The sequence below is a fragment of the Shinella sp. JR1-6 genome (assembly GCF_004284735.1).
Taxonomy (GTDB): domain Bacteria; phylum Pseudomonadota; class Alphaproteobacteria; order Rhizobiales; family Rhizobiaceae; genus Shinella.
In genome coordinates this window covers 77,149-100,181 of sequence record NZ_SHMI01000013.1, presented here as the reverse complement: position 1 = coordinate 100,181, position 23,033 = coordinate 77,149, and the positions used below count along the sequence as shown (strand labels likewise).

Here is a 23,033-nt window from a genome sequence, read left to right as displayed (position 1 = left end):
TTGCAGATCAGCCGGCATGGACGAGCCGCACGGCATAGAACCCATCCAGGCCACCGGCATGGCTGCCGGTTGCGGGCAGCATCGCAGGCGTGGTGCGGAATTCGCCGCGCGGGGAAATCGCCTCTTCCAAACCCGGCCAGTCGGCAGGATCGACCGGCGCAATGCGCCAGTCCGGATTGTCGGCGAGAACGCGGGATACCATCTCCTCGCCTTCGCTCGGATCGAGCGAGCAGTTGGAGAAGACCAGCTCGCCGCCGGGGCGCACCAGCGTCAGCGCGTGGCGCAGCAGACGTTCCTGCAGGCCGGCCAGCTTGCCGATATCCTCCGGCCCCTTGGTCCAGAGCACGTCGGGATGACGGCGGATCGTGCCTGTCGAGGAGCAGGGTGCGTCGAGAAGAACGGCATCGAAGAGTTCACCCGGGCGGTATTCCGCCATGTTCGCCTCAACGGTCTCGGCCGAGAGGCGGAGCCGGTCGAGATTGCCGACAAGCCGCTTCAGACGGTTGCCGGACTGGTCGAGGGCGGTGACCTTGGCCCCCGCTGCGGCGAGCTGCGCGGTCTTGCCGCCGGGCGCAGCACAGAGATCGGCGACCCGCTTGCCCGCAAGATCCGAAAACAGCTTTGCCGGCAGGCTTGCCGCGGCATCCTGTACCCACCATTCCCCGTCCTCAAAGCCTTCGAGTGCTGGAATGGCACCGGAGGCAACCGGAAGGCGGACCGACCCTGTCGGTAGAATCAGGCCACCGAACCGCTCGGCCCAGCCTTCGGCATCGGACTTGACCGTCAGATCGACAGTGGAGGGCTCGAGCAAGGCATCGGCAATGCGCGCGGCGTGGTCATGTCCGTAGACGGCGGCTAGCCGCTCATGGAACCAGGCCGGGATGACGGAAACGGCATTTGTCGCCGTCAAATGCGAGGCCTTTTCGCGCGACAGGCGGCGCAGCACCGCATTGGTGAGGCTTGCGAAACGGCGGTTGCGCGGATCGATCTGCGCCTGCTCGACCGCGAGGTCGACAGCGGAGTGATCGGGCACGTCGAGATAGAGGATCTGTGCCGCGGCGACCGTCAGGACGTGATGCAGCGCCCGGGCGCCATCAGGCAGGGGCGTGCCGACCAGCGTGTCGAGAATGGCCTCGATGCGGGGGAGGTGGCGCAGCGCCGTGTTGAGGATGGCACGGACGAGCGCACGGTCGGCATCGTTCAGCTGGCAATAGGCCGGGTTGCCGTTTTCGAGGTCAAGCATGCCGTCGAGCGGCGTCCTGCGATCGACGACAGCCGCCAGGATCTTGGCCGCGGCCTGCCGGGCGCGCAGGCCCGGCTTTTCCGGATGGTTGGCTGCGGCATCCGCAGACGGCCCCTTGCTGGGGCGATGGCGTTTCGGATGCGATCTGTTTTTTCGATTGTCGTCGTTCAAGACCAGGGACCTTTGGGCGGTTCGGAACCTCCGCGTCCCCAGCCGGTCGACGGGACGGAACGCGATTTGCGGGACGGATTATCAGCCCGCACCGGCTCCGTCGAGCGCATCTCTTTGCCGCGGGCCATTTCCTGAAGCGCGGCGATGCGGTTCTCCGTGTTCGGATGGGTGGAGAACAGGTTGTCCATGCGCTCGCCCGACAGCGGATTGATGATGAACATATGGGCTGTCGCCGGATTGTGCTCGGCGCCGTCGTTGCGAATGCGGCCGGCAGCGACCGCGATCTTCTTCAAGGCGGAGGCGAGCCAGAGCGGATTGCCGCAGATCTCCGCACCCCGCTTGTCGGCAGAATATTCGCGGGTGCGGCTGATTGCCATCTGCACCAGCATGGCAGCGAAAGGGGCGACGATCATGGCAATGAGCACACCGATGAAGCCGAGCGGGTTGTTGTTTTCCCGGTTGCCGCTACCGCCGAAGAACATGGCGAAGTTGGCGAGCATGGAGATCGCGCCGGCAATCGTCGCCGTCAGCGTCATGGTCAGGGTGTCGCGGTTCTGGATATGCGCGAGCTCATGCGCCATCACGCCCGCCACCTCTTCATAAGTCAAGGCATGCAGCAGGCCGGTCGAAGCAGCAACCGCGGCATTCTGCGGGTTGCGGCCGGTGGCAAAGGCATTCGGCTGGTCGCTGTTGATGACATAGACGCGCGGCATGGGCAGGCCAGCGCGTTTGGCGAGATCGCGCACAATGCCGTAATATTCCGGCGCCGAACGCTCATCGACCTCCTTGGCGCCATACATGGACAGCACCATGCGGTCGGAATTCCAGTAGGAAAAGAAGTTCATGGCGATGGCGACGAGAAGCGCGATCAGCATGCCGCCCTTGCCGCCGATGAGCAGGCCCACGCCCATGAAAAGCGCCGTCATCACGGCGAGAAGCATGGCTGTGCGAACGATGTTCATACGTTTTCGGCTCCTGTCTGGTCTCTTGCCGGGCTGCCATTCACCTGTTGTCAAGGGAATGTTTCACGTGAATCAGCGCTTTCCACAACGCCTTCACACCTAGCTTTTTCATGTCGTTCTCGCAAAACCGCTGCACACTTTTGCGCGACATGCCTTATAGGATGGGAAGCGAACAGGAATTCTTCAATATCCGGGAAGGATGCCCAATTTCATGCAAAGCGACAACGACAATCATACGGACGGCCGGAAAGTGCTGTCCCCCGCCGCCCAGCGGGCCCTTCAGGAAGCAGAAGAACGCCGCAAGGCCGCCCCGCAGGCGGAACCCGCCCCGGAGACCGGTGGACGCGGCGGAGCCGATCCGGCCCGCTTCGGTGATTGGGAGATCAAAGGCCGGGCAATCGATTTTTGACGGGATACGCCCGGGGTCTCTCCTTCATCACGGTGAGGTGTGATCCGCCTACCACTCGGCCGACACTCCACACAGCAGGATCCCCGACAGACCCGAGGATGGAAACTCCCGCTCAAACAAAACCACCTCAAACGAAAACGGCGGCCAGTGGCCGCCGTTTCGCTTTATGTTTCAGGCTCAACCCGCAGCCTTGTTCTGCCGGTTGGCGATCAGGTCGTCCACCACGGCCGGATCAGCGAGGGTGGACGTATCGCCGAGAGAGCCAAAATCGTCCTCGGCGATCTTGCGCAGGATGCGGCGCATGATCTTGCCGGAACGCGTTTTTGGCAGGCCGGGCGAGAACTGGATCTTGTCCGGCGTCGCGATCGGGCCGATCTCCTTGCGCACATGCTTGACGAGGTCCTGGCGCAGCGCATCGGTGCCTTCCTCGCCAGCCATCAGCGAGACATAGCAGTAGATGCCCTGGCCCTTGAGGCTGTGCGGATAGCCGACGACGGCGGCTTCCGAGACCAGATGGTGCGAGACGAGGGCCGATTCAATTTCGGCCGTGCCGAGGCGGTGGCCGGAAATGTTGAGCACGTCGTCGACACGACCGGTGATCCAGTAATAGCCATCCTCGTCACGGCGGCAGCCGTCACCGGTAAAATACTTGCCCTTGTAGGTCGAAAAATAGGTTTCGACGAAGCGCTTGTGATCGCCATAGACTGTGCGCATCTGGCCCGGCCAGCTGTCGGTGATGCAGAGGTTGCCGTCGGCCGCCCCTTCCAGCACGTTGCCTTCATTGTCGACAAGCTGCGGCTTGATGCCGAAGAACGGCCGTGTCGCCGAACCGGGCTTGAGCTCCGTGGCGCCCGGCAGCGGGGTGATCAGAATGCCGCCGGTTTCCGTCTGCCACCAGGTGTCGACGATCGGCGAACGACCTTCGCCGACGACGTTGTAATACCATTCCCAGGCTTCCGGATTGATCGGCTCACCGACCGAGCCGAGCAGGCGCAGCGACGAACGCGACGAGCGCTTCACGAAGGCATCGCCAGCGCCCATGAGGGCGCGGATCGCCGTCGGAGCGGTGTAGAAGATGTTGACCTTGTGCTTGTCGACCACCTCCCAGAAGCGGCCGGCATCCGGGAAGTTCGGCACGCCCTCAAACATAAGCGTGGTCGCACGGTTCGCCAACGGACCGTAGACGATGTAGGAATGGCCGGTGACCCAACCCACGTCGGCCGTGCACCAGTAGATATCGCCGTCCTGGTAGTCGAAGACGTATTTGTGCGTCATCGAGGCATAGACGAGGTAGCCGGCCGTGGTGTGCAGAACGCCCTTCGGCTTGCCGGTGGAGCCCGACGTGTAGAGGATGAAGAGCGGGTCTTCCGCCTTCATCCTGGCCGGCGGACAATCGCGCGGCACGGTCAGCACTTCCTGGTGATGCCAGATGTCACGGCCCGGCGCCCAGCCGATCTTGCCACCGGTGCGGCGCACGACGAGCACCTTGTTGACGATGACATGGTTCTTGGCGGCGATGTCGATCGCCGTGTCGGTGTTTTCCTTCAGCGGAATGGGTTTACCGCCGCGCACACCCTCGTCGCAGGTAACAACGAAGGTCGATTCGCAGTCGACAATGCGGCCGGCCAAGGCATCCGGCGAGAAGCCGCCGAAGACGACGGAGTGCACGGCGCCGATGCGCGCGCAGGCGAGCATGGCATAGGCCGCTTCCGGGATCATCGGCATGTAGATGGTGACGCGATCGCCCTTCTTGACGCCGTGCTTCTTCATCACGTTCGCCATGCGGCAGACGTGTTCATGGAGCTCGTTATAGGTGATCTTCTTGTCGATATAGGGGTTGTCGCCTTCCCAGATGATGGCGACCTGATCACCATGCGCCTTGAGATGGCGATCGATGCAATTGTAGGAGACGTTGGTGATGCCGTCTTCAAACCACTTGATCGGCACCTTGCCGGTGAACGACGTGTTCTTCACCTTGGTATAGGGCTTGAACCAGTCGATCCGCATGCCGTGCTTGTCCCAGAAACGCTCCGGGTTCTCGATGCTTTCGCGATACCAGTTCTGATAGGTTTCGTTGTCGATCAGCGTGCGGCTTTTCGCGGACTTCAGCACCGGATAGGTCTTTGCGGACATGGATTCCTCCTCACTGCGCATGGGCGGGCAAGCCGTGTCTCCTCCGGTCCCCCGCATCTCCGTCGCCATACATATCAGGTCAAATCCTTCGGGCAATTAGACAAAAGGTCATTTGCGCTTGAAGAATTGCATTTCTGCGACAGTGATTGTATAGAGGGCCGAATTCCCGGAACATAGTGGTTACACCCCACGGCCCGCGACACCGGCGCGGACGGACAGAAGGACTATATCCATGGCTCAGCAGCTCCTCATGCCAAAGGCGACCGCGGTCTGGCTGGTCGACAACACGGCGCTGTCGTTCGACCAGATCGCCACATTCTGCAAACTGCACCCGCTCGAAGTGAAGGCCATCGCCGACGGCGAATCGGCGCAGGGCATCAAGGGCCTCGACCCCATCTCGACCGGTCAGCTGTCGCGCGAGGAAATTGCCCGCGCCGAAGCCAATCCGAATCACAAGCTGAAGCTGTCCGAACCGAAGGTCCGCGTGCCGGAATCCAAGCGCAAGGGCCCGCGCTACACGCCGGTCTCCAAGCGCCAGGACCGCCCCAACGCCATTCTCTGGCTGGTGCGCAACCATCCGGAACTCAAGGATGCGCAGATCTCGCGTCTCGTCGGCACGACCAAATCGACGATCGAGCAGATCCGCGAACGCACCCACTGGAATTCGACCAACCTGACGCCGATGGATCCGGTAACGCTGGGTCTGTGCTCGCAGATCGACCTCGACCTCGAGGTCGAACGCGCCTCGAAGGGTCGTCCGCTGCCGACCGCCGCCGAACTCGGCGCAACGCTCGAATCCGCGCAGGAAACGGAAAAGCTGCCCTACAGCACCGACCGCGAGGAAGAGAAGGAAATCGACGCCGATGCCGTCTTCGCCAAGCTGAAGTCGCTGAAGTCGGCCACGCCGGACGAGGATGAAGACGACCGCTTCTAAGCGCCTTCCATCACCAGACAGCAAAAACCCGGCCACCGAAATGGCCGGGTTTTTTGTTGCTCAAACGATCCGCCGACTCGACAAGACCTCGGCAATCTCGTCCAGGATAGCGGGATCGTCGATGGTCGCCGGCATCTTCCAGTCCACCCGGTCCGCGATCTTCTGCATGGTACCGCGCAGGATCTTTCCGGAGCGCGTTTTCGGCAAGCGCTTTACGCAGATCGCCGTCTTGAAGGCGGCGACCGGGCCGATGCGCTCGCGCACAAGGCCGACAACCTCTTGCTCCACGACCGATGATTCACGTGAAACACCGCTCTTCAAAACGAGGAAGCCGGCCGGCAACTGGCCCTTCAACGCATCGGCGACGCCGATCACGGCACATTCGGCGACATCCGGATGGCTCGCGCAGACCTCTTCCATCGCGCCCGTCGAAAGACGGTGACCGGCAACGTTGATGATGTCGTCGGTGCGCGACATGATGAAGACGTACCCGTCTTCGTCGATGTAACCGGCATCGGCCGTCTTGTAGTAGCCGGGGAACTCCGAAAGGCAGGCTGAGCGGAAACGCTCGTCGGCATTCCAGAAGGTCGTCAGGCAGCCAGGGGGGAGGGGCAGCTTGATGGCGATGTTGCCGAGCGTGCCAGGCGAAACCTCGTGGCCGGCATCGTCGAGCACATGCAGCTCATAACCCGGCATGGGCACAGTCGGGGAGCCGTGTTTCACCGGCAGCAGCCCAAGGCCGAGCGGGTTGCCGACGATCGGCCAGCCGGTTTCCGTCTGCCACCAGTGATCGATGACCGGCACGCCGAGCACCGCTTCAGCCCAGCGGATTGTATCCGGATCGGCCCGCTCACCGGCCAGGAACAGGGCCCGCAGGCTGGAAATGTCGTGCCGCTTGACGAGTACACCTTCCGGATCCTCCTTGCGGATGGCGCGGAAGGCGGTCGGGGCGGTGAAGAGCACCGAGACCTTGTAGTCCTCCACCACCCGCCAGAAGGCGCCCGCATCCGGCGTGCCGACCGGCTTGCCCTCGTAGAGCACCGTGGTGCTGCCATTGAGAAGCGGTGCATAGACGATGTAGGAATGGCCGACGACCCAGCCGATATCCGACGCCGCCCAATAGACCTCGCCGCGCTCCACGCCGTAGAACGCCCGCATCGTCCAGGCCAGTGCCACCATGTGGCCGCCATTGTCGCGGATGACGCCCTTGGGCTGGCCGGTCGTACCTGACGTGTAGAGAATGTAGAGCGGATCCGTTGCCGCCAATGGCACGCAGGGGATTTCACGCCCATCCTCCCGCGCCGCCGAAAGCGCAGGGCCGAGATCAACATCGCGCCCCGGCTTCAGCTCCGCCACCAGTTCCGGCCGCTGCAACACGAGGCAACGCTCCGGCTTGTGCCCGGCCAGCTCGATCGCCGTGTCGAGCAACGGCTTGTAGGCGACCACGCGATTGGGCTCGATGCCGCAGCTGGCCGTGACGACGAGTTTCGCGGTGGAATCGTCGATGCGCGCTGCGAGTTCGCTCGCGGCAAACCCACCGAAGACCACCGAATGGATCGCCCCGATGCGCGCACAGGCCAGCATGGCGAAGATCGCCTCCGGGATCATCGGCATGTAGAGAATGACGCGGTCGCCCTTCTCTACGCCCTGATCGACGAGCACCGCCGCCATAGCATTCACATGGGAAAGGAGGTCGCCGTAGCTGTAGCGCGCCTTGCGACCCGTCACCGGGCTGTCATAGATCAGCGCCGTATCCCCGCCATGCCCGGCCGCCACATGCCGGTCCACGCAGTTGTGACAGGTGTTGCCGATCGCATCGGGAAACCAGCGCCCGTAGACGCCCTGCGCCGCGTCGAAAATATCCGTCGGCTCGCTGAACCAGTCGATCGCCCGGGCCGCCTCGGCCCAATGACCCCTGTGGTCATTCTTCCACAACCGATAGATCTCGGCATAGGTCTTCTGCATCGCATCCTCCATGTCCGGCCATGAAACCGGCCGGTCCTCCATGGGGGAGAATAGGAGAGGACGATGCTTCGGAAAAGCCAGACGAAAGCCTCAAGCGGCAAATTGCCCCTTGAAGACCGTCAAGCGGGGACGTCAGCGCGTTCCAAAAATCGCGGAACCGACACGCACACTTGTCGCGCCAAAGCCGATAGCCACGTCATAGTCGCCCGACATGCCCATCGACAGGCGGTCGAGGTTGCAGCGTTCGGCGAGCTTTGCAAGCAGCGCGAAATGCGGGCCCGGATTTTCCTCCGCCGGCGGAATACACATCAGCCCCTCGATGGTGAGGCCGAGCTCGTCACGGCAGAGCGTAACGAAAGCGACCGTGTCATCAGGCGCGATGCCGGCCTTCTGCGGTTCAAGCCCGGTATTGACCTGGACATAGAGCCGCAGCGCACGCCCCTGCCGCGCCATCTCAGTAGCGATTGCGCGGGCGATCTTTTCCCGATCAACAGTCTCGATGACATCGAAAAGGGCGACGGCCTCGGCCGCCTTGTTGGATTGCAACGGGCCGATCAGATGAAGCTCCATGCCGGCCGTTTCGGCTCGCAGCACGGGCCATTTGCCCTGGGCCTCCTGCACGCGGTTCTCACCGAACACGCGCTGCCCGGCGGCAATTGCCGGGCGAATCGCTTCGGCATCGAAGGTTTTCGAGACCGCCACCAGCGTCACCGCCTCGGGTCTGCGGCCGGCTTCAACGGCCGCCTTGCTGATCCGGTTGCGAACGTCCTCGAGACGGTCCTGAAGGTCCATGGTCACTCTCCATCGGCATCTGGTTCCGGACCTAGCGAAATCGGCGCCGTTTGCCAAGCGCGCGCATGTCGCATCCCTTCTGCCAGGAGGCCGGAAAACTTGACGCTTCGGCGGTTTCATGATGAAGGTCTCGGCACCATATTCGCATGGGCGCACCGCCCTCCAAGACTCCCAAAAGACTTCCGGAACATCAAAGACATGGCCACCGAACGTTACAATCCGCGCGATGCCGAACCCCGCTGGCAGGCAAAATGGAATGACGACAGCGTCTTCCTGACCAAGAACGACGATCCGCGCGAAAAGTACTACGTCCTGGAAATGTTCCCCTATCCGTCTGGCCGCATCCACATGGGCCATGTGCGCAACTATGCGATGGGCGACGTCGTCGCGCGCTACAAGCGCGCCCGCGGTTTCAACGTGCTGCACCCGATGGGCTGGGACGCCTTCGGCATGCCCGCCGAAAACGCCGCCATGCAGAACAAGGTGCACCCGAAGGGCTGGACCTACGACAACATTGCGACCATGCGCAACCAGCTGAAGTCCATGGGCCTGTCGCTGGACTGGTCGCGCGAGTTCGCCACCTGCGACGTGGAATACTATCAGCGCCAGCAGCACCTCTTCCTCGATTTTCTGGAGAAGGGCCTCGTCTACCGCAAGCAGTCCAAGGTGAACTGGGACCCGGTCGACCATACGGTTCTCGCCAACGAGCAGGTCATCGACGGCCGCGGCTGGCGCTCCGGCGCACTCGTCGAGCAGCGCGAGCTGACGCAGTGGTTCTTCCGGATCACCGATTTCAGCCAGGACCTGCTCGATTCGCTGGAAACGCTTGACCAGTGGCCGGAGAAAGTCCGGCTGATGCAGAAGAACTGGATCGGCCGCTCGGAAGGCATGCTGGTGCGCTGGGAGATCGCCACCGGCGCGGTTCTCGCCGGCGAGAAGGACATCACCGTCTACACCACCCGTCCCGACACGCTGTTCGGCGCCTCCTTCATCGCCATTTCCGCGGACCATCCGCTCGCCAAGGCCGTTTCGGCGAAGAACGCCGAGATCATGGCGTTCTGTGAGGAGTGCCGCCGTGCCGGCACCTCGCTCGCCGCACTTGAGACGGCGGAGAAGAGGGGCATGGACACCGGCATCCGCGTGCGCCATCCCTTCGATCCCAGCTGGGAGCTGCCGGTCTATGTCGCCAACTTCGTCCTGATGGACTACGGCACGGGCGCCATCTTCGGCTGCCCTTCCGGGGATCAGCGCGACCTCGACTTCGCCCGCAAATACGACCTGCCGGTCGTGCCGGTCGTGATGCCTGAAAACGGCGACGCCGCCACCTTCGCCATCGCCGACGAAGCCTATGTCGGCGACGGCGTGATGATCAATTCCCGCTTCCTCGACGGCCTCAGCACCGGCGCCGCCTTCGAGGAGGTGGCAAAGCGCCTGTCGGCCGCAACGCTTGGCAACGCCCCGCAGGGCGAGCGCAAGGTGAACTTTCGCCTGCGCGACTGGGGCATTTCGCGCCAGCGCTACTGGGGCTGCCCCATTCCGGTCATCCACTGCGAGGATTGCGGCGTCGTGCCGGTTCCGAAGGCAGACCTGCCGGTCAAGCTGCCCGACGACGTCACCTTCGACAAGCCGGGCAACCCGCTCGACCGCCATCCGACCTGGCGCCACGTCGCCTGCCCGCAATGCGGCAAGGACGCTCGCCGCGAGACGGACACGATGGACACCTTCGTCGATTCGTCCTGGTACTTCGCCCGTTTCACCGCCCCGTGGGAGAACGACCCGACGGATCCGGCCGCAGCCAATGCCTGGTTGCCGGTCGACCAGTATATCGGCGGTATCGAACACGCGATCCTGCATCTGCTCTATTCGCGCTTCTTCACCCGCGCCATGCAGGTTGCCGGCCATCTCGACGTGAAGGAGCCGTTCAAGGGCCTTTTCACCCAGGGCATGGTGGTGCATGAAACCTATAGCCGCACCGTCGCCGGCAAGCGCGAATGGGTGACACCCGCCGAAATCCGCATCGAGGAGATCGACGGCAAGCGCCACGCGACGCTTCTCGAATCCGGCGAAGAAATCACTATCGGCTCCATCGAGAAAATGTCGAAGTCGAAGAAGAACGTCGTCGATCCCGACGACATCATCGCCTCCTATGGTGCCGATACGGCCCGCTTCTTCGTGCTGTCCGACTCCCCGCCGGATCGCGACGTCATCTGGTCGGAAGCCGGCGTCGAAGGTGCCCACCGCTTCGTCCAGCGCGTCTGGCGCCTTGTTTCCGAAGCCGCACCCGCCCTGAAAGCAGCGGAAAGCCGTCCCGGCACGGACGGTGAAGCGCTCGCCGTCTCCCAGGCAGCGCACAAGACGCTGAAGGCCGTTCAGGCCGACTACGACAAGCTTGCCTTCAACAAGGCCGTTGCGCGCATCTACGAGTTCGTCAATGCGCTTGCCGCGCCGCTCACCACCGCCGCTGCCGGCAAGGCCTCGAGCGACCTTACCGCGGCCCTGCGTGAAGCGGTTGGCATCCTGATCCGCATCGTTGCGCCCATGACGCCGCATCTGGCGGAAGAATGCTGGCGCACGGTTGGCGGCGAAGGCCTCGTCGCGACAACCCCTTGGCCGTCCTACGAAGACCGCCTCGTCGCCGACGACGAGATCACGCTGCCGGTGCAGATCAACGGCAAGAAGCGCGCCGATTTGACAATCGCCCGCGATGCGGACCAGACTACCGTCCAGGCGGCCGTCCTGGCGCTCGAAGCGGTTCAGGCGGCCCTTGCCGGCCAGCAACCCAAGAAGATCATCGTCGTACCACAGAGGATCGTGAATGTTGTTGTCTGACGGAACCGGCCTCTCGCGGTTCGCCAAGGCGTTTGCCGGCATCGCCATCCTTGGCGTCGTCGCCGGCTGCCAGGTGCGGCCGCTTTACTCCACGCCCGCCGGTACGGAGGGCAAGCTTGCCGCCGTGGCCATCTCGAAAGCCGATGACCGCGTGGAACAGCAGGTCCGCAACGACCTGATCTTCCTTTTCTCCGGTGGCGCCGGCGAGACGCAGAGCGCGGTTTACCACCTCGAACTCAACGTGACGGTCCGCAAGATCGGCGTGCTGCTCGACGTGCGTGACGACATTCCCCGCGCCGGCCGCATCGTCGTTTCTGCGGACTACAATCTCGTGCAGACCGACTCCGGCGAAACACTGGCCTCGGGCAAGCGCTCCGCAGTCGCTCTCGTCGATTATCCCGTGCAGGAATTCGCCAAGCTGCGGGCGGTCAGGGATGCGGAGAACCGCGGTTCCCGGGAGCTGGCAGAGCTGATCCGCGCGGATGTCGCGTCGGCTCTCGGCCGTCGCTGAGCCGGCTATGGCCGAAGTCAAGTCGCACGAGTTCGACGGTTTCCTGAAGCGCAAACCGCTGCCCGTGCGGCTGTTCCTTATCTATGGACCCGACCGGGGCCTGGTTTCGGAGCGCGCCGCGGCGCTCGCCGCCGTCAGCGGCGTCGACCTCACCGATGCCTTCTCCGTCGTGAAACTCGATGCCGGCGAGATCGGCGGTCAGCCCGGGCGGCTGATCGACGAGATGAACGCGATCGGCCTTTTCGGTGGCGATCGCCTGGTCTGGATCCGCAATGCCGGCAGCGAAAAGGGCCTCTCCGACGCGTTGGACATCCTTGCCCAACAGCCCGCAGGTCCCTCAACGCTGATCATCGAAGCCGGCGACCTGAAGAAGGGCGCCGGACTGCGCAAGGTGGCCGAATCAAGTTCCGCCGCCGTCGCCATTGCCTGCTATGCAGACGACGGGCGCGCCCTCCAGGCCCTCATCGACCAGGAACTGGCCTCGGAGGGCCTGCGCATTTCACCTGCCGCCCTCACGCGCCTGGTGGAAACCATCGGCGGAGACCGGCTCGCCTCGCGCAACGAGGTGCGCAAGCTGGCGCTCTATTGTCGGGGTAGGGAACTGATCGAGGAGCAAGACGTCGAGGAGATTGTCGGCGATGCCAGCGCGATCTCGACGGATGACGCCATCGACGCCATTCTGAGAGGTGACAAGGACGGTTTCCTGCACGCCATACAGAAGATCGTCTCGTCCAAGACACCGGTCTTCCTTGTGCTGCAAGGATGCCTGCGACAGTTCCAGCTCCTTGAGTTGATGCGCGCCGAAATGGATGAAAAGCGGGCGCCCGCCGCCCAGGCCATGGCAACCCTTGGCCGGCATCTGCATTTCCGGCGCAAGCCGATTGTCGAGAACGCGCTGAAAAGCTGGACAGGTCCGGCAATCCGTCGTGAAACACAGCGTCTTCAGGCCGCCATCCTGCAAAGTCGGCAGCGCCCGGCACTGGAAGACACGATCGCCATGCAAACCATGCTGGCGACCGTTCTGCAATCCGCTCGCCGCTGAATCCGGCTAAGGATTCTACCGTCGCTCGAGAAGCCGGCAGATTTCCTCGAGCTGTTCGAGCGTCTTGTAAGCGATCCGCAGTTGCCCGCCGCTTCCCTTGTGATTGACGGTCACATCAAGCCCGAGAACATCCGAAAGCGTGCGCTCGAGCGCCAGCGTATCGGCATCCTTCTCGTCCTTGCGCTGCGCCTGCCCGTGGTTCGGATCGCTTTGCGCCTTGATATCGTTCTGCGCAAGACGCTCCGTATCACGCACCGACATGCCCTTCGCAACGACGCTTTTCGCCAGGGCGATCGGATCGGACGTCGGGATAAGCGCCCGCGCATGACCGGCGGAAAGCGAGCCGGACGCCAGCATATCGCGCACCGGTTCGGGAAGCTTCAGCAGACGGAGACTGTTTGCCACATGGCTGCGGCTCTTGCCGATGATCTCGCCAAGATCGTTCTGCGTATAGCCGTGATCAGCAATCAGCAGCTCGTACCCCATCGCCTCTTCCAGCGGATTGAGGTCGGAGCGCTGCACGTTTTCCACGATAGCGATTTCGAGGGCCGTGCGGTCGTCCACATCCCGGATGATGACCGGAATATCGGTAAGCCCTGCCAGCTGAGCAGCGCGCCAGCGGCGCTCGCCGGCGATGATTTCATAACGATTGTCCGCGGTCGTTCGTACCACGACCGGCTGAACAATGCCATGCTGGCGAATGGAGGACGCGAGATCCTGAAGTTCCGACTCATCGAAATAGCGCCGCGGATTGCGCGGATTGCGGCCGACGAACTCAATCGGAACCAGGCGATCTGGATTGACCGCTGGCCGCTCGCCGACATCGGTTGCGGGCAGCTGATCCATTTCCCCGATCAGGGCGGCGAGACCACGGCCAAGGCGCCGCTTCGAATTGTCTTCATTCATCGGATCTACTCACGGATACTGGAATCAGGCAGCCCGACGCTGCCTCTCACGCTGAATCACCTCGGAGGCGAGCTGAAGATAGGCCTGGCTTCCGGCGCATTTAAGATCATAGAGAATTGCCGGCTTGCCATAGGAAGGCGCTTCGGAAACGCGCACATTGCGCGGAATGAGCGTGTGATAAACCTTTTCGCCGAGATGCATGCGCACATCGTTGACGACCTGCTGCGCAAGATTGTTGCGCGAGTCGAACATCGTCAGCACGATACCCTGGATATCGAGATACGGATTGACGGTGCGACGCACCTGATCCACCGTCTCCAGCAGCTGACTGAGGCCCTCCAGCGCGAAGAATTCGCATTGCAGCGGAACCAGCACGGAATGAGCCGCGGCAAGCGCATTCATGGTCAGGAGATTGAAAGAGGGGGGGCAATCGACCAGCACGTAAGAGTAAGACAGCGCCTCCGCCGATGCCAACGCCCGCCGCAGCCGGAAGACGCGGTCGTTCTGCTGCGCGATCTCCATCTCGATACCAAGGAGATCCATCGTCGACGGAATGATCGCCAGATTGGGAACCGCCGTCGGCAACACCGTCTCGGCAACGCCGTGGCTACCGATCAACAGGTCATAGGAGGAGAGCTCACGGTTGCGGCGATCTATTCCGAGACCCGTGCTGGCATTGCCCTGCGGGTCCAGATCGACGATCAGCACACGCTCGCCGATGGCAGCCAGTGCCGTAGCGAGGTTGATCGCGGTCGTCGTCTTCCCCACGCCACCCTTCTGGTTTGCAATGGTGATGATCCGGTTCTTTTCGCCTGCCATGGAGATCCGCCAATCACTCGCGTTTTCGCGAAAGCTTCGAGATTTCGAGCACTACCGAGTCCGGCTCGACGACACTGGCATGTTTTACCAGATCGAATCTCCACCTTCCATGCGCTTTCTCGACCTCCCGCCGATAATCCCGGCCTTTGTGGAGGAAAAACTTGAGGTCCGGGTTGCGCTCCGCCCACGGCAGCCCGAAATCCATCAGAAGATCCAGATCCGCCAGCGCCCGGGCGGAGATCGCATCGCAATGCTCGATCACTGCAGGCGCCTCTCCGATACGAATCGCATGAACCGAGGCGCGAGCGCCCGTCTCCAAAATAGCGGTTCGCAGAAAAGCAGCCTTCTTGTTGTTGCTCTCAACCAGATGGACCCATCCGTCACCCACCCCCGCCAACAGAATGCCGGTGACAATGCCCGGAAAGCCGCCACCGCTGCCAAGATCGGCCCAGACACGGGGACCGGGGCACTGTGCATAAATCTGTACGCTATCGACGATATGCCGGCTCCAGACTTCGGCCAATGTCGAAGGGGCCACCAGATTGATGGTCTTGGCCCATTTCTGAAACAGGGCAACAAAGAGTTTCAACCGGTCTTCCGTTTCACGTGAAACATTCAGACGGGAAAATTCTCGAGGCAAGTTGCTCATGCACTAGCAGTCCGTTGTATCGATGCCGTATCGGGCACACGCTTGAGATAGGCGAGCAGAAGTGTCAGTGCTGCTGGTGTCATGCCGTCCACCCGCGCCGCCTGCGCCAGATTCGACGGTCGGGCCACAGCCAGTTTCTGCTGGAGTTCGATGGAAAGGCCGGGCAGGGCACTGAAATCGAACCCTGCGGGAATTCCGCGTTCTTCCTCCCGACGTGCCTCAGCGATATCGGCCTCCTGCCGGTTCATATAGACCGCATAGCTGGCCTCAATCTCGACAGCATCCCGAACCCGTGGCGAAAAGATTTCAAGCTCCGGCCAGACTGCCGCCAACCGGGCGAAGTCGATATCCGGATAGGCCAGCAAATCATAGGCGGTACGGCGCACGCCGTCCTGGTTGATCCGGATGCCCTTGCCCGCAGCTTCGTTCGGCGAGAGCCTCAAGGCCGCGAGCCTTTCGCGCGCAACCAGCATCTCCGCAGACCATTGATCAAAACGCTGCCGTCGATCCGCGCCGACCACGCCAAGCGCCATTCCCGCCGGCGTCAAACGCACATCGGCATTGTCTGCGCGCAACGAAAGGCGGTACTCCGCCCGCGAGGTGAACATGCGATAGGGTTCGGTAACACCACGCGATGTCAGATCATCGATCATGACGCCGATGTAGCTATCCGTACGGCTGAAGACGTGGCCGTCCATGCCTGCCGCCCGGCGCGCCGCATTCAAGCCGGCCACCAACCCCTGCGCCGCTGCTTCCTCATAACCGGTCGTGCCATTGATCTGTCCGGCCAGGAAAAGTCCGGCCCGGCGCCGCGCTTCCAAGGTGGCCGACAGTTCCCGCGGATCAACATGGTCGTACTCGATCGCATAGCCCGGCTGCAGGATACGGGCGCGCTCCAGGCCCGGGATCGTGTGAATGAAAGCCTGCTGCACATCCGCCGGCAGCGACGTCGAAATCCCGTTTGGATAGACGGTGTCATCATCAAGACCCTCCGGTTCAAGGAAGATCTGATGACCGTCGCGCTCCCCGAACTTGACGATCTTGTCCTCGATGGAGGGGCAATAGCGAGGACCGACACCTTCGATCTGGCCGGAATACATCGCCGATTGGCCGATATTCTCTTCAATGATGCGATGAGTTGCCGACGTTGTTCGCGTCACACCGCATTCGATCTGCGGTGTGACGATGCGGTCCGTCATGAAGGAGAATGGCACCGGTTCTGCGTCCGCCGCTTGGCGCCCGACCGCGGCCCAATCGATGGTGCGGCCATCCAACCGTGCGGGCGTACCGGTCTTCAGGCGACCAAGTTTGAAACCCAGATGTTCGAATGTCGCGGAGAGCCCCAAAGAAGGCTCTTCACCGACCCGACCGGCCGGGATTTTTTCGGAGCCGATATGAATAAGTCCGCGTAGAAACGTGCCTGTTGTGATAACGACGGCGGCACAAGCGAGCTGCCGCCCGTCTTTCAGGACGACTCCGGCGATCCGGCCATCCCTGCAGTTCAGATCATAAGCATCCCCCTCCACAACCGTCAGGCCGGAAAGCTGCGCAATCTCTGCCTGCATGGCTTCGCGATAGAGCTTTCGGTCGGCTTGTGTACGCGGGCCGCGTACAGCGGGGCCTTTGCGACGGTTCAGCAAGCGAAACTGAATGCCTGCACGATCTGCGACCCGTCCCATCAATCCGTCGAGGGCATCCACCTCACGAACGAGATGCCCTTTGCCCAAACCGCCAATCGCAGGGTTACAGGACATGACCCCGATCGTCGACGCCTTGTGGGTCAGAAGGGCCGTTCGTGCGCCGAAGCGCGCTGCGGCCGCAGCCGCCTCCACGCCGGCATGTCCACCCCCGATCACCACCACATCATATTTCATTTCTTCTATCATCCCGCACCACCTGTTTCACGTGAAACGTACAAAGCGACTCGTGTACGTTGTGCTGTTTCACGTGAATCATTTGCCTATGCAAAATTCCGAAAAGATCACATCGAGCAGATTTTCCACGTCCACCCGTCCCGTGACCCGACCCAGTGCCTGTCCGGCCAATCGAAGATATTCGGCCTGTATGTCCAGGCCCCGCTCGTCCGCCTCCAGAGCGGATTCAACGTGATTGCGCGCCATGATCAGATTGTCCGTGTGGCGCTGACGGGTTGGCAATGCCAGAGCATTTGCCTCGCCTAGATCCGGCAGATGGGTACCCACACGATCAAGAAGCTCGGCAATACCCTGCCCCGTTTGAACCGAGATGACGACATCAGCGCCCGAATTGGGCAATGCGTCATCCCGTAGATCAGCCTTGGTCCGGACGCGAACAACAGGGCCGCTATAGCCGTTGACGAAGGTTGTCCAATCGAAGTCTCCTTCCGCGGACAGGAGAAGAACCAGATCGGCTTCCGCCATCGAGCGCCGCGTGCGCCGGATACCTTCTTGCTCGACAAGATCGTCCGTATTCCGCAAGCCAGCGGTATCATACAGCCGAACAGCGAAGCCGTCGAGGTCGAGATCGACGTGCAGGACATCCCGCGTCGTCCCGGGAATCTCCGTGACGATCGCCACATCGCGTCGCGCCAGATGGTTCAGCAGGCTCGACTTGCCGGCATTCGGCGGGCCGGCAATCACCACTTTTAGGCCGTCACGGACAATCTCCCCGACTCTGGCACCGGAGAGATGGTTAAGGATTTCCTGCTCCAAGCACCGCATATCCGTCCAGACGCTGCTTGCTACGGAACCAGGCACATCATCTTCATCGGCAAAATCCAGCTCTGCCTCGATCATCGCGCGAGCATGCGTTAGTCGTTTCGCCCACGAATCGTAAAGCTTCGAGAGCCCGCCGGACGATTGCTCTGCCGCCAAGCGGCGCTGCATCTCCGTCTCGGCGACGATCAAATCGGCAAGGCCCTCGACCTCCACCAGATCAATACGACCATTCAAAAAGGCCCGGCGGGAAAATTCTCCGGCCTCAGCCGCCCGCAAACCAACCATCCCGGCCAGTTCCGCCAGCACTGCCTTGACCGTCGCGCGCCCCCCGTGGATCTGAAGCTCCGCGCAATCCTCCCCCGTGAAGGAGCTCGGACCCGGAAAAAACAGCACCAGGCCCTTGTCGAGCGTCTCACCGTTCCGGTTTCGAATCGAACAAAGGGAGGCACGCCGCTCCTCCGGCTGGCGACCACACAGGGTCTGAACCGCTGCTCCGCTGGCCGAACCGCTCAGGCGAATCACCGCCACGCCGGAGGGCAGGCCGCCGCTCGAAAGGGCAAAGATCGTGTCCGTGGAATGCATGGTCTCATTATTCCGGGTACGAATCGATAAATCCATTTCGGGAAAGAATCGAATTTTCCCACTTCAAACGAAAATGGTCCCGGCTTGCGGCGGGACCATGCAGCGTAACGACGACGAGGCGTGTCGCTTACGTGTTCATCGAGTCGAAGAAGTCGCCATTGTTCTTCGTCTGCTTCAGCTTGTCGATCAGGAATTCGATCGCATCCGTCGTGCCCATCGGGGCGAGAATGCGGCGCAGGACGAAAATCTTCTGGAGATCCTGGCGGGGCACCAGAAGGTCTTCCTTGCGCGTGCCGGACTTGAGAATGTCCATCGCCGGGAAGATGCGCTTGTCGGCAACCTTGCGATCAAGGACGATTTCCGAGTTGCCGGTGCCCTTGAACTCTTCGAAGATCACTTCATCCATGCGGCTGCCTGTATCGATCAGCGCGGTCGCGATGATGGTCAGCGAACCGCCTTCCTCGATATTGCGCGCCGCGCCGAAGAAGCGCTTCGGGCGCTGCAACGCATTCGCGTCGACGCCACCCGTCAGCACCTTGCCCGAGGACGGAACGACGGTGTTGTAAGCGCGGCCGAGACGGGTGATCGAATCCAGCAGGATGACGACGTCGCGGCCGTGCTCGACGAGACGCTTCGCCTTCTCGATGACCATTTCGGCGACCTGCACATGGCGCGTCGCCGGTTCGTCGAAGGTCGAGGAAACAACTTCCCCCCGCACCGAACGCTGCATGTCCGTCACTTCCTCCGGACGCTCGTCGATCAAGAGGACGATGAGATAACATTCGGGATGGTTGGCGGTGATCGAATGGGCGATGTTCTGCAGGAGAACCGTCTTACCCGTCCGCGGCGGTGCGACGATGAGGCCGCGCTGGCCCTTGCCGAGCGGGGCGACGAGATCGATGACACGCGGAGAAAGATCCTTCGAGGTGGGGATCTCGAGTTCCATCTTGAAGCGCTCGTTCGGGTAGAGCGGCGTCAGGTTGTCGAAGTGAACCTTGTGACGGATCTTTTCCGGATCGTCGAAATTGATCGTGTTGACCTTCAGCAACGCGAAATAGCGTTCACCTTCCTTCGGGCCGCGGATCGGGCCCTCCACGGTATCGCCGGTCTTCAGCGAGAAGCGGCGAATCTGGGAGGGCGAGATGTAGATGTCGTCGGGGCCCGGCAGATAGTTCGCATTGGCCGAACGCAGGAAGCCGAAACCGTCCTGCAGCACTTCGACCACACCTTCGCCGATGATTTCCACGTCCTGCGCGGCCAGCATCTTCAGGATCGCAAACATCAGTTCCTGCTTGCGCATCGTGCTCGCGTTCTCGACCTCGAGCGATTCGGCAAAAGCAAGGAGGTCGGTCGGAGTCTTGTTCTTGAGGTCTTGTAGCTTCATTTCGGCCATGAATGGTCCATGCTGGCTGTCATCGGGATGGGAAAAGGCGTGCGGGTCAAGGCCGAACTGCGGGGGAACGGTGCAGTTCACTGAACGAATACACATGCCACGAAAGATGAGATGCGCGGAAAATAGCGGTTCCGGTGCTGGCCCGCAAGGGGGCATCGGAATTTCATCCGTTTTGCCGCAGAGGGCCTAAAACGGCTTCACGACGACCAGGATGACGATGAGGATCATCAGAAGCGCCGGCGCCTCGTTCCAAAGCCGCCACTGACGGCCTGTCTTCGTGTTGCGATCCTCGGCAAAGGCCCTCACGGCGCGGCCGTAGAACTGATGCACAGCCGAGAGCAGCACGACGAAGGCAAGCTTGGCATGCAGCCAGCCGCCCTGGAAACCATAGACCGACCAGGCGAGATAGAGACCGAGCAACCAGGAAAGGCCCATCGCGGGCTGCATGATGACCCGGTAGAGCCGCCGCTCCATCACCTTGAAGACCTCAGCCTCGGCCGAGCCGGGCGGGGCATCCGTGTGGTAGACGAAGAGCCGCGGCAGGTAGAGCAGACCCGCCATCCAGGAGATGACGGCGATGATGTGCAACGCCTTGATCCAGAGATAGAGATCCTCGGGCGGATAGAGAACGAGAAGAAGCGCCAGCAGCGCAAAGACGGCGAGCGCCACTGCGGCCCGCAGCCGCGCCCGGCGCCCGGCGCTCTCGCCCGCCTGTTTCTCGCTCACCGCGCCCCTCCGCGCACACGCGCCACAAGGCGCGTGACGTTGTCCGGATCCGCCTGCGGCGTGATCCCGTGGCCGAGATTGAAGATCAGCGGCCCGTTGCCGAGCACCTGCAGAATGGCATCGATGCCCTCATCAAGCGCCGCGCCGCCGGCAACGACACGCATCGGATCGAGATTTCCCTGGACGGGACCCTCCTTCTGCAAGTCGGCCGCAACGGAGAGCGGCACGGACCAGTCGAGGCCGATGGCATCGGCGCCGGTCTGCTGCCGGTAGGATTTCAGCTGCAGGCCTGCCCCCTTGGCGAAGGCAATGACCTTGGCCTGCGGACGGCGGGCCTTCACCGACGCAATGATCCTGTGCACCGGGCGGACGGCAAAATCGGCAAACTCCCGCTCGCCGAGAACGCCAGCCCAGGAATCGAAGATCTGTACCGCATCGGCGCCGGCATCGATCTGTGCCACGAGGTAGTCAGCCGAGAGTTCGGCAAGCACATCGAGCAGATGCGCGAAGGCGCGCGGCTCCTTGTAGGCGAAAAGACGCGCGGGCGCCTGATCCGGGGTACCATGGCCGGCGATCATGTAGGTGGCGACGGTCCAGGGCGCCCCGCAGAAGCCGAGCAGCGCCGTTTTCTCGGGCAGGGCACCCCGAATGCGGCCAACCGCCTCTATGACCGGTCTGAGGTGCTCTGCGACCCCGTCTGTCTTCAGGGCGAGAATACCATCCGGATCGATCGGGTCGAGACGAGGGCCATGACCCTCCTCGAAGCGGACATTGCGCTTCAGGGCATCGGGAATGACGAGGATATCGGAAAACAGGATTGCAGCGTCGAAACCGTAGCGACGGATCGGTTGCAGCGTTACCTCCGTCGCCAGCTCCGGCGAATAACAGAGATCGAGGAAGCTTCCTGCTGCCGCGCGCGTCTGCCGATATTCCGGCAGATACCGTCCGGCCTGGCGCATCAGCCAGAGAGGAGGAGGGGAGACCGTCTTCCCGTTCAGGACATCGACGATCTTCCGGTTTTTCGCAGACACCGCGGGGTTCTCCCAATCTTTAAATAATCTCTTTGAAAAGGTTTCTATTTCTTAGAGTCGGTGACTATCAAGGATTAAATCCTCTCCACAGGGATACAGCCTTGCCGGCAGTGCTGGGGAAAAAGCAATGTGCACAGAGATATTTCTGGCCTGGAAGGCGGAAAACCGGATTCGTCATTTTGAATCAAGAGGATTCTTGATGTCGCATGGAAAGCCTTCCTGTGGATGACGTGTGGAGAAGCGCGACACTTTGCCGTGTCATGAGTCTTATCCACATGCACCGTGAATCCTCGTCCCGTCTCCCGCGGATTGTGGACAAAATGGCAGTTATCCCCTTGCCTCTGGGTCCCTGCCGTTCTTAGCTCACCGTTCTCCCGGTTCATCAACAGGGGGCGGAGGATATTGTGGAAAGCACCAAAAACTACTTCCATCTGCACCTGATATCGGACTCGACGGGCGAGACGCTGATTGCCGCAGGGCGGGCGGCCGCGGCGCAATTCCAATCATCCCAGGCGCTCGAACACGTTTATCCGCTGATCCGCAACCGCAAGCAGCTCATGCCTGTGCTCGACGCCATCGATGGTGCGCCGGGGATCGTGCTCTATACGATCGTCGACCGGGAGCTGTCCGAGATCATCGACCAGCGTTGCCGGGAGATGGGCGTGCCCTGCGTTTCCGTTCTCGAACCGGTCATCGATCTCTTCCAGTCCTATCTCGGTGCACCGTCGCGGCGGCGGGTCGGTGCGCAGCATGTGATGAACGCGGAGTATTTCGCGCGCATCGACGCCCTGAATTTCACGATGGATCACGATGACGGGCAGTTGCCCGCCGATCTGGACGAGGCGGACGTCATTCTCATCGGCATCAGTCGAACCTCGAAGACACCGACGAGCATCTATCTCGCCAATCGTGGCATCAAGACCGCCAATGTGCCGATCGTGCTTGGCGTACCGCTTCCGGAGCGGTTGGCGGTGGCGGCGAAACCGCTGATCGTCGGGCTGATCGCCACAACGGATCGCATTGCCCAGGTGCGGCAGAACCGGGTGCTCGGCCAGACGCAGGATTTTCGCGGCGATGACTATGTCGACAGGGCGCAGATTTCCGAGGAGCTGAAATATGCGCGCGCCATCTGCGCGCGCAACAACTGGCCGATCATCGACGTTACCCGGCGCTCGATCGAGGAAACGGCCGCCGCCATCGTTGCTCTTCGCCCGAAGCTTCGGTAACCCGGAGCGGCAAA

Annotated in this window: 19 protein-coding genes; 6 read left to right on the top strand and 13 right to left on the bottom strand. The window is 62.1% G+C overall.

Annotated features, from left to right (window positions below; genetic code table 11):
* Positions 1-7 precede the first annotated feature (7 nt).
* Both EXZ48_RS21400 and htpX read right to left on the bottom strand, forming a co-directional pair.
* Positions 8-1,420, bottom strand: a complete 1,413-nt coding sequence (locus EXZ48_RS21400) for an RsmB/NOP family class I SAM-dependent RNA methyltransferase (protein ID WP_371687670.1) — start codon at positions 1,418-1,420, stop codon at positions 8-10.
* The gene (gene htpX, locus EXZ48_RS21395; RefSeq protein ID WP_050745354.1) at positions 1,411-2,376 is read right to left on the bottom strand and encodes a zinc metalloprotease HtpX; all 966 of its coding nucleotides are present in this window, start codon (positions 2,374-2,376) and stop codon (positions 1,411-1,413) included. The genes EXZ48_RS21400 and htpX overlap by 10 nt, the downstream gene beginning before the upstream one ends.
* Positions 2,377-2,587: 211 nt before the next feature.
* Here htpX and EXZ48_RS21390 point away from each other — a divergent pair, with 211 nt between their 5' ends.
* Complete coding sequence (locus tag EXZ48_RS21390; RefSeq protein ID WP_023515750.1) at positions 2,588-2,785, top strand: DUF1674 domain-containing protein; 198 nt, start codon at positions 2,588-2,590, stop codon at positions 2,783-2,785.
* Between the two features lie 177 nt (positions 2,786-2,962).
* Here the strand turns inward: EXZ48_RS21390 and acs are convergent, their stop codons facing one another.
* Positions 2,963-4,918: an acetate--CoA ligase gene (acs, locus tag EXZ48_RS21385; protein ID WP_024271275.1), complete on the bottom strand. Its 1,956-nt coding sequence runs from the start codon at positions 4,916-4,918 to the stop codon at positions 2,963-2,965.
* 232 nt (positions 4,919-5,150) lie between these two features.
* Between acs and EXZ48_RS21380 the strand changes: the two genes are divergently transcribed.
* Complete coding sequence (locus EXZ48_RS21380; protein WP_023516580.1) at positions 5,151-5,852, top strand: DUF1013 domain-containing protein; 702 nt, start codon at positions 5,151-5,153, stop codon at positions 5,850-5,852.
* 60 nt (positions 5,853-5,912) lie between these two features.
* Here EXZ48_RS21380 and EXZ48_RS21375 read toward each other — a convergent pair whose 3' ends face one another.
* Together EXZ48_RS21375 and EXZ48_RS21370 are read right to left on the bottom strand one after the other, a co-directional pair.
* Positions 5,913-7,817, bottom strand: coding sequence for a propionyl-CoA synthetase (locus EXZ48_RS21375; protein ID WP_130518121.1), 1,905 nt, complete (start codon positions 7,815-7,817; stop codon positions 5,913-5,915).
* A 132-nt stretch (positions 7,818-7,949) separates the two neighbouring features.
* Positions 7,950-8,609 carry a YggS family pyridoxal phosphate-dependent enzyme gene (locus EXZ48_RS21370; protein WP_023516582.1) on the bottom strand — a complete coding sequence of 220 codons (660 nt, stop codon included), beginning with the start codon at positions 8,607-8,609 and terminating at the stop codon, positions 7,950-7,952.
* Between the two features lie 198 nt (positions 8,610-8,807).
* Here EXZ48_RS21370 and leuS point away from each other — a divergent pair, with 198 nt between their 5' ends.
* The 3 genes from leuS to holA are packed head-to-tail and all read left to right on the top strand — an operon-like array spanning position 8,808 to position 12,991.
* Positions 8,808-11,438, top strand: a complete 2,631-nt coding sequence (leuS, locus tag EXZ48_RS21365; RefSeq protein ID WP_130518119.1) for a leucine--tRNA ligase — start codon at positions 8,808-8,810, stop codon at positions 11,436-11,438.
* Complete coding sequence (lptE, locus tag EXZ48_RS21360) at positions 11,425-11,949, top strand: LPS assembly lipoprotein LptE (RefSeq protein ID WP_130518117.1); 525 nt, start codon at positions 11,425-11,427, stop codon at positions 11,947-11,949. Before leuS ends, lptE begins: the two co-directional genes overlap by 14 nt.
* A 7-nt stretch (positions 11,950-11,956) precedes the next feature.
* Positions 11,957-12,991, top strand: a complete 1,035-nt coding sequence (gene holA, locus EXZ48_RS21355; RefSeq protein ID WP_130518116.1) for a DNA polymerase III subunit delta — start codon at positions 11,957-11,959, stop codon at positions 12,989-12,991.
* Between the two features lie 15 nt (positions 12,992-13,006).
* Here the strand turns inward: holA and EXZ48_RS21350 are convergent, their stop codons facing one another.
* From EXZ48_RS21350 to hemE, 8 genes are all read right to left on the bottom strand, one after another.
* Complete coding sequence (locus EXZ48_RS21350) at positions 13,007-13,897, bottom strand: ParB/RepB/Spo0J family partition protein (RefSeq protein ID WP_023514416.1); 891 nt, start codon at positions 13,895-13,897, stop codon at positions 13,007-13,009.
* Positions 13,898-13,921: 24 nt separating this feature from the next.
* Positions 13,922-14,716 carry a ParA family protein gene (locus EXZ48_RS21345; RefSeq protein ID WP_130518114.1) on the bottom strand — a complete coding sequence of 265 codons (795 nt, stop codon included), beginning with the start codon at positions 14,714-14,716 and terminating at the stop codon, positions 13,922-13,924.
* A gap of 13 nt (positions 14,717-14,729) precedes the next feature.
* Positions 14,730-15,365 (bottom strand): 16S rRNA (guanine(527)-N(7))-methyltransferase RsmG, encoded by a 636-nt coding sequence (rsmG, locus tag EXZ48_RS21340; RefSeq protein WP_130518112.1) that lies wholly within the window; start codon positions 15,363-15,365, stop codon positions 14,730-14,732.
* Positions 15,362-17,251: a tRNA uridine-5-carboxymethylaminomethyl(34) synthesis enzyme MnmG gene (mnmG, locus tag EXZ48_RS21335; protein WP_130518110.1), complete on the bottom strand. Its 1,890-nt coding sequence runs from the start codon at positions 17,249-17,251 to the stop codon at positions 15,362-15,364. Before mnmG ends, rsmG begins: the two co-directional genes overlap by 4 nt.
* 66 nt (positions 17,252-17,317) lie before the next feature.
* Positions 17,318-18,643, bottom strand: a complete 1,326-nt coding sequence (mnmE, locus tag EXZ48_RS21330) for a tRNA uridine-5-carboxymethylaminomethyl(34) synthesis GTPase MnmE (protein WP_130518108.1) — start codon at positions 18,641-18,643, stop codon at positions 17,318-17,320.
* Positions 18,644-18,770: 127 nt separating this feature from the next.
* Positions 18,771-20,036, bottom strand: a complete 1,266-nt coding sequence (rho, locus tag EXZ48_RS21325) for a transcription termination factor Rho (protein WP_024271281.1) — start codon at positions 20,034-20,036, stop codon at positions 18,771-18,773.
* Between the two features lie 186 nt (positions 20,037-20,222).
* Positions 20,223-20,762, bottom strand: a complete 540-nt coding sequence (gene hemJ / locus EXZ48_RS21320) for a protoporphyrinogen oxidase HemJ (protein WP_023517181.1) — start codon at positions 20,760-20,762, stop codon at positions 20,223-20,225.
* Entirely contained in the window at positions 20,759-21,793 is a 1,035-nt protein-coding gene (gene hemE, locus EXZ48_RS21315; RefSeq protein WP_130518106.1) for a uroporphyrinogen decarboxylase, read from the bottom strand. The genes hemJ and hemE overlap by 4 nt, the downstream gene beginning before the upstream one ends.
* A gap of 404 nt (positions 21,794-22,197) precedes the next feature.
* On the opposite strand from hemE, the gene EXZ48_RS21310 reads away from it, so the two are divergent.
* A complete protein-coding gene (locus tag EXZ48_RS21310; RefSeq protein ID WP_130518104.1) occupies positions 22,198-23,019 on the top strand; it encodes a pyruvate, water dikinase regulatory protein in 822 nt (273 codons plus the stop codon).
* Positions 23,020-23,033 lie beyond the last annotated feature (14 nt).

Excerpts from the sequence above, each read along its gene's own strand:
- leuS (WP_130518119.1), top strand. The coding sequence starts at position 8,808 with ATGGCCACCGAACGTTACAATCCGCGCGATGCCGAACCCCGCTGGCAG.
- htpX (WP_050745354.1), bottom strand. The coding sequence starts at position 2,376 with ATGAACATCGTTCGCACAGCCATGCTTCTCGCCGTGATGACGGCGCTT.
- EXZ48_RS21375 (WP_130518121.1), bottom strand. The coding sequence starts at position 7,817 with ATGCAGAAGACCTATGCCGAGATCTATCGGTTGTGGAAGAATGACCAC.
- mnmE (WP_130518108.1), bottom strand. The coding sequence starts at position 18,643 with ATGCATTCCACGGACACGATCTTTGCCCTTTCGAGCGGCGGCCTGCCC.
- EXZ48_RS21345 (WP_130518114.1), bottom strand. The coding sequence starts at position 14,716 with ATGGCAGGCGAAAAGAACCGGATCATCACCATTGCAAACCAGAAGGGT.
- holA (WP_130518116.1), top strand. The coding sequence starts at position 11,957 with ATGGCCGAAGTCAAGTCGCACGAGTTCGACGGTTTCCTGAAGCGCAAA.
- EXZ48_RS21370 (WP_023516582.1), bottom strand. The coding sequence starts at position 8,609 with ATGGACCTTCAGGACCGTCTCGAGGACGTTCGCAACCGGATCAGCAAG.
- EXZ48_RS21390 (WP_023515750.1), top strand. The coding sequence starts at position 2,588 with ATGCAAAGCGACAACGACAATCATACGGACGGCCGGAAAGTGCTGTCC.
- acs (WP_024271275.1), bottom strand. The coding sequence starts at position 4,918 with ATGTCCGCAAAGACCTATCCGGTGCTGAAGTCCGCGAAAAGCCGCACG.
- rho (WP_024271281.1), bottom strand. The coding sequence starts at position 20,036 with ATGGCCGAAATGAAGCTACAAGACCTCAAGAACAAGACTCCGACCGAC.
- EXZ48_RS21350 (WP_023514416.1), bottom strand. The coding sequence starts at position 13,897 with ATGAATGAAGACAATTCGAAGCGGCGCCTTGGCCGTGGTCTCGCCGCC.
- rsmG (WP_130518112.1), bottom strand. The coding sequence starts at position 15,365 with ATGAGCAACTTGCCTCGAGAATTTTCCCGTCTGAATGTTTCACGTGAA.
- lptE (WP_130518117.1), top strand. The coding sequence starts at position 11,425 with ATGTTGTTGTCTGACGGAACCGGCCTCTCGCGGTTCGCCAAGGCGTTT.
- EXZ48_RS21380 (WP_023516580.1), top strand. The coding sequence starts at position 5,151 with ATGGCTCAGCAGCTCCTCATGCCAAAGGCGACCGCGGTCTGGCTGGTC.
- mnmG (WP_130518110.1), bottom strand. The coding sequence starts at position 17,251 with ATGATAGAAGAAATGAAATATGATGTGGTGGTGATCGGGGGTGGACAT.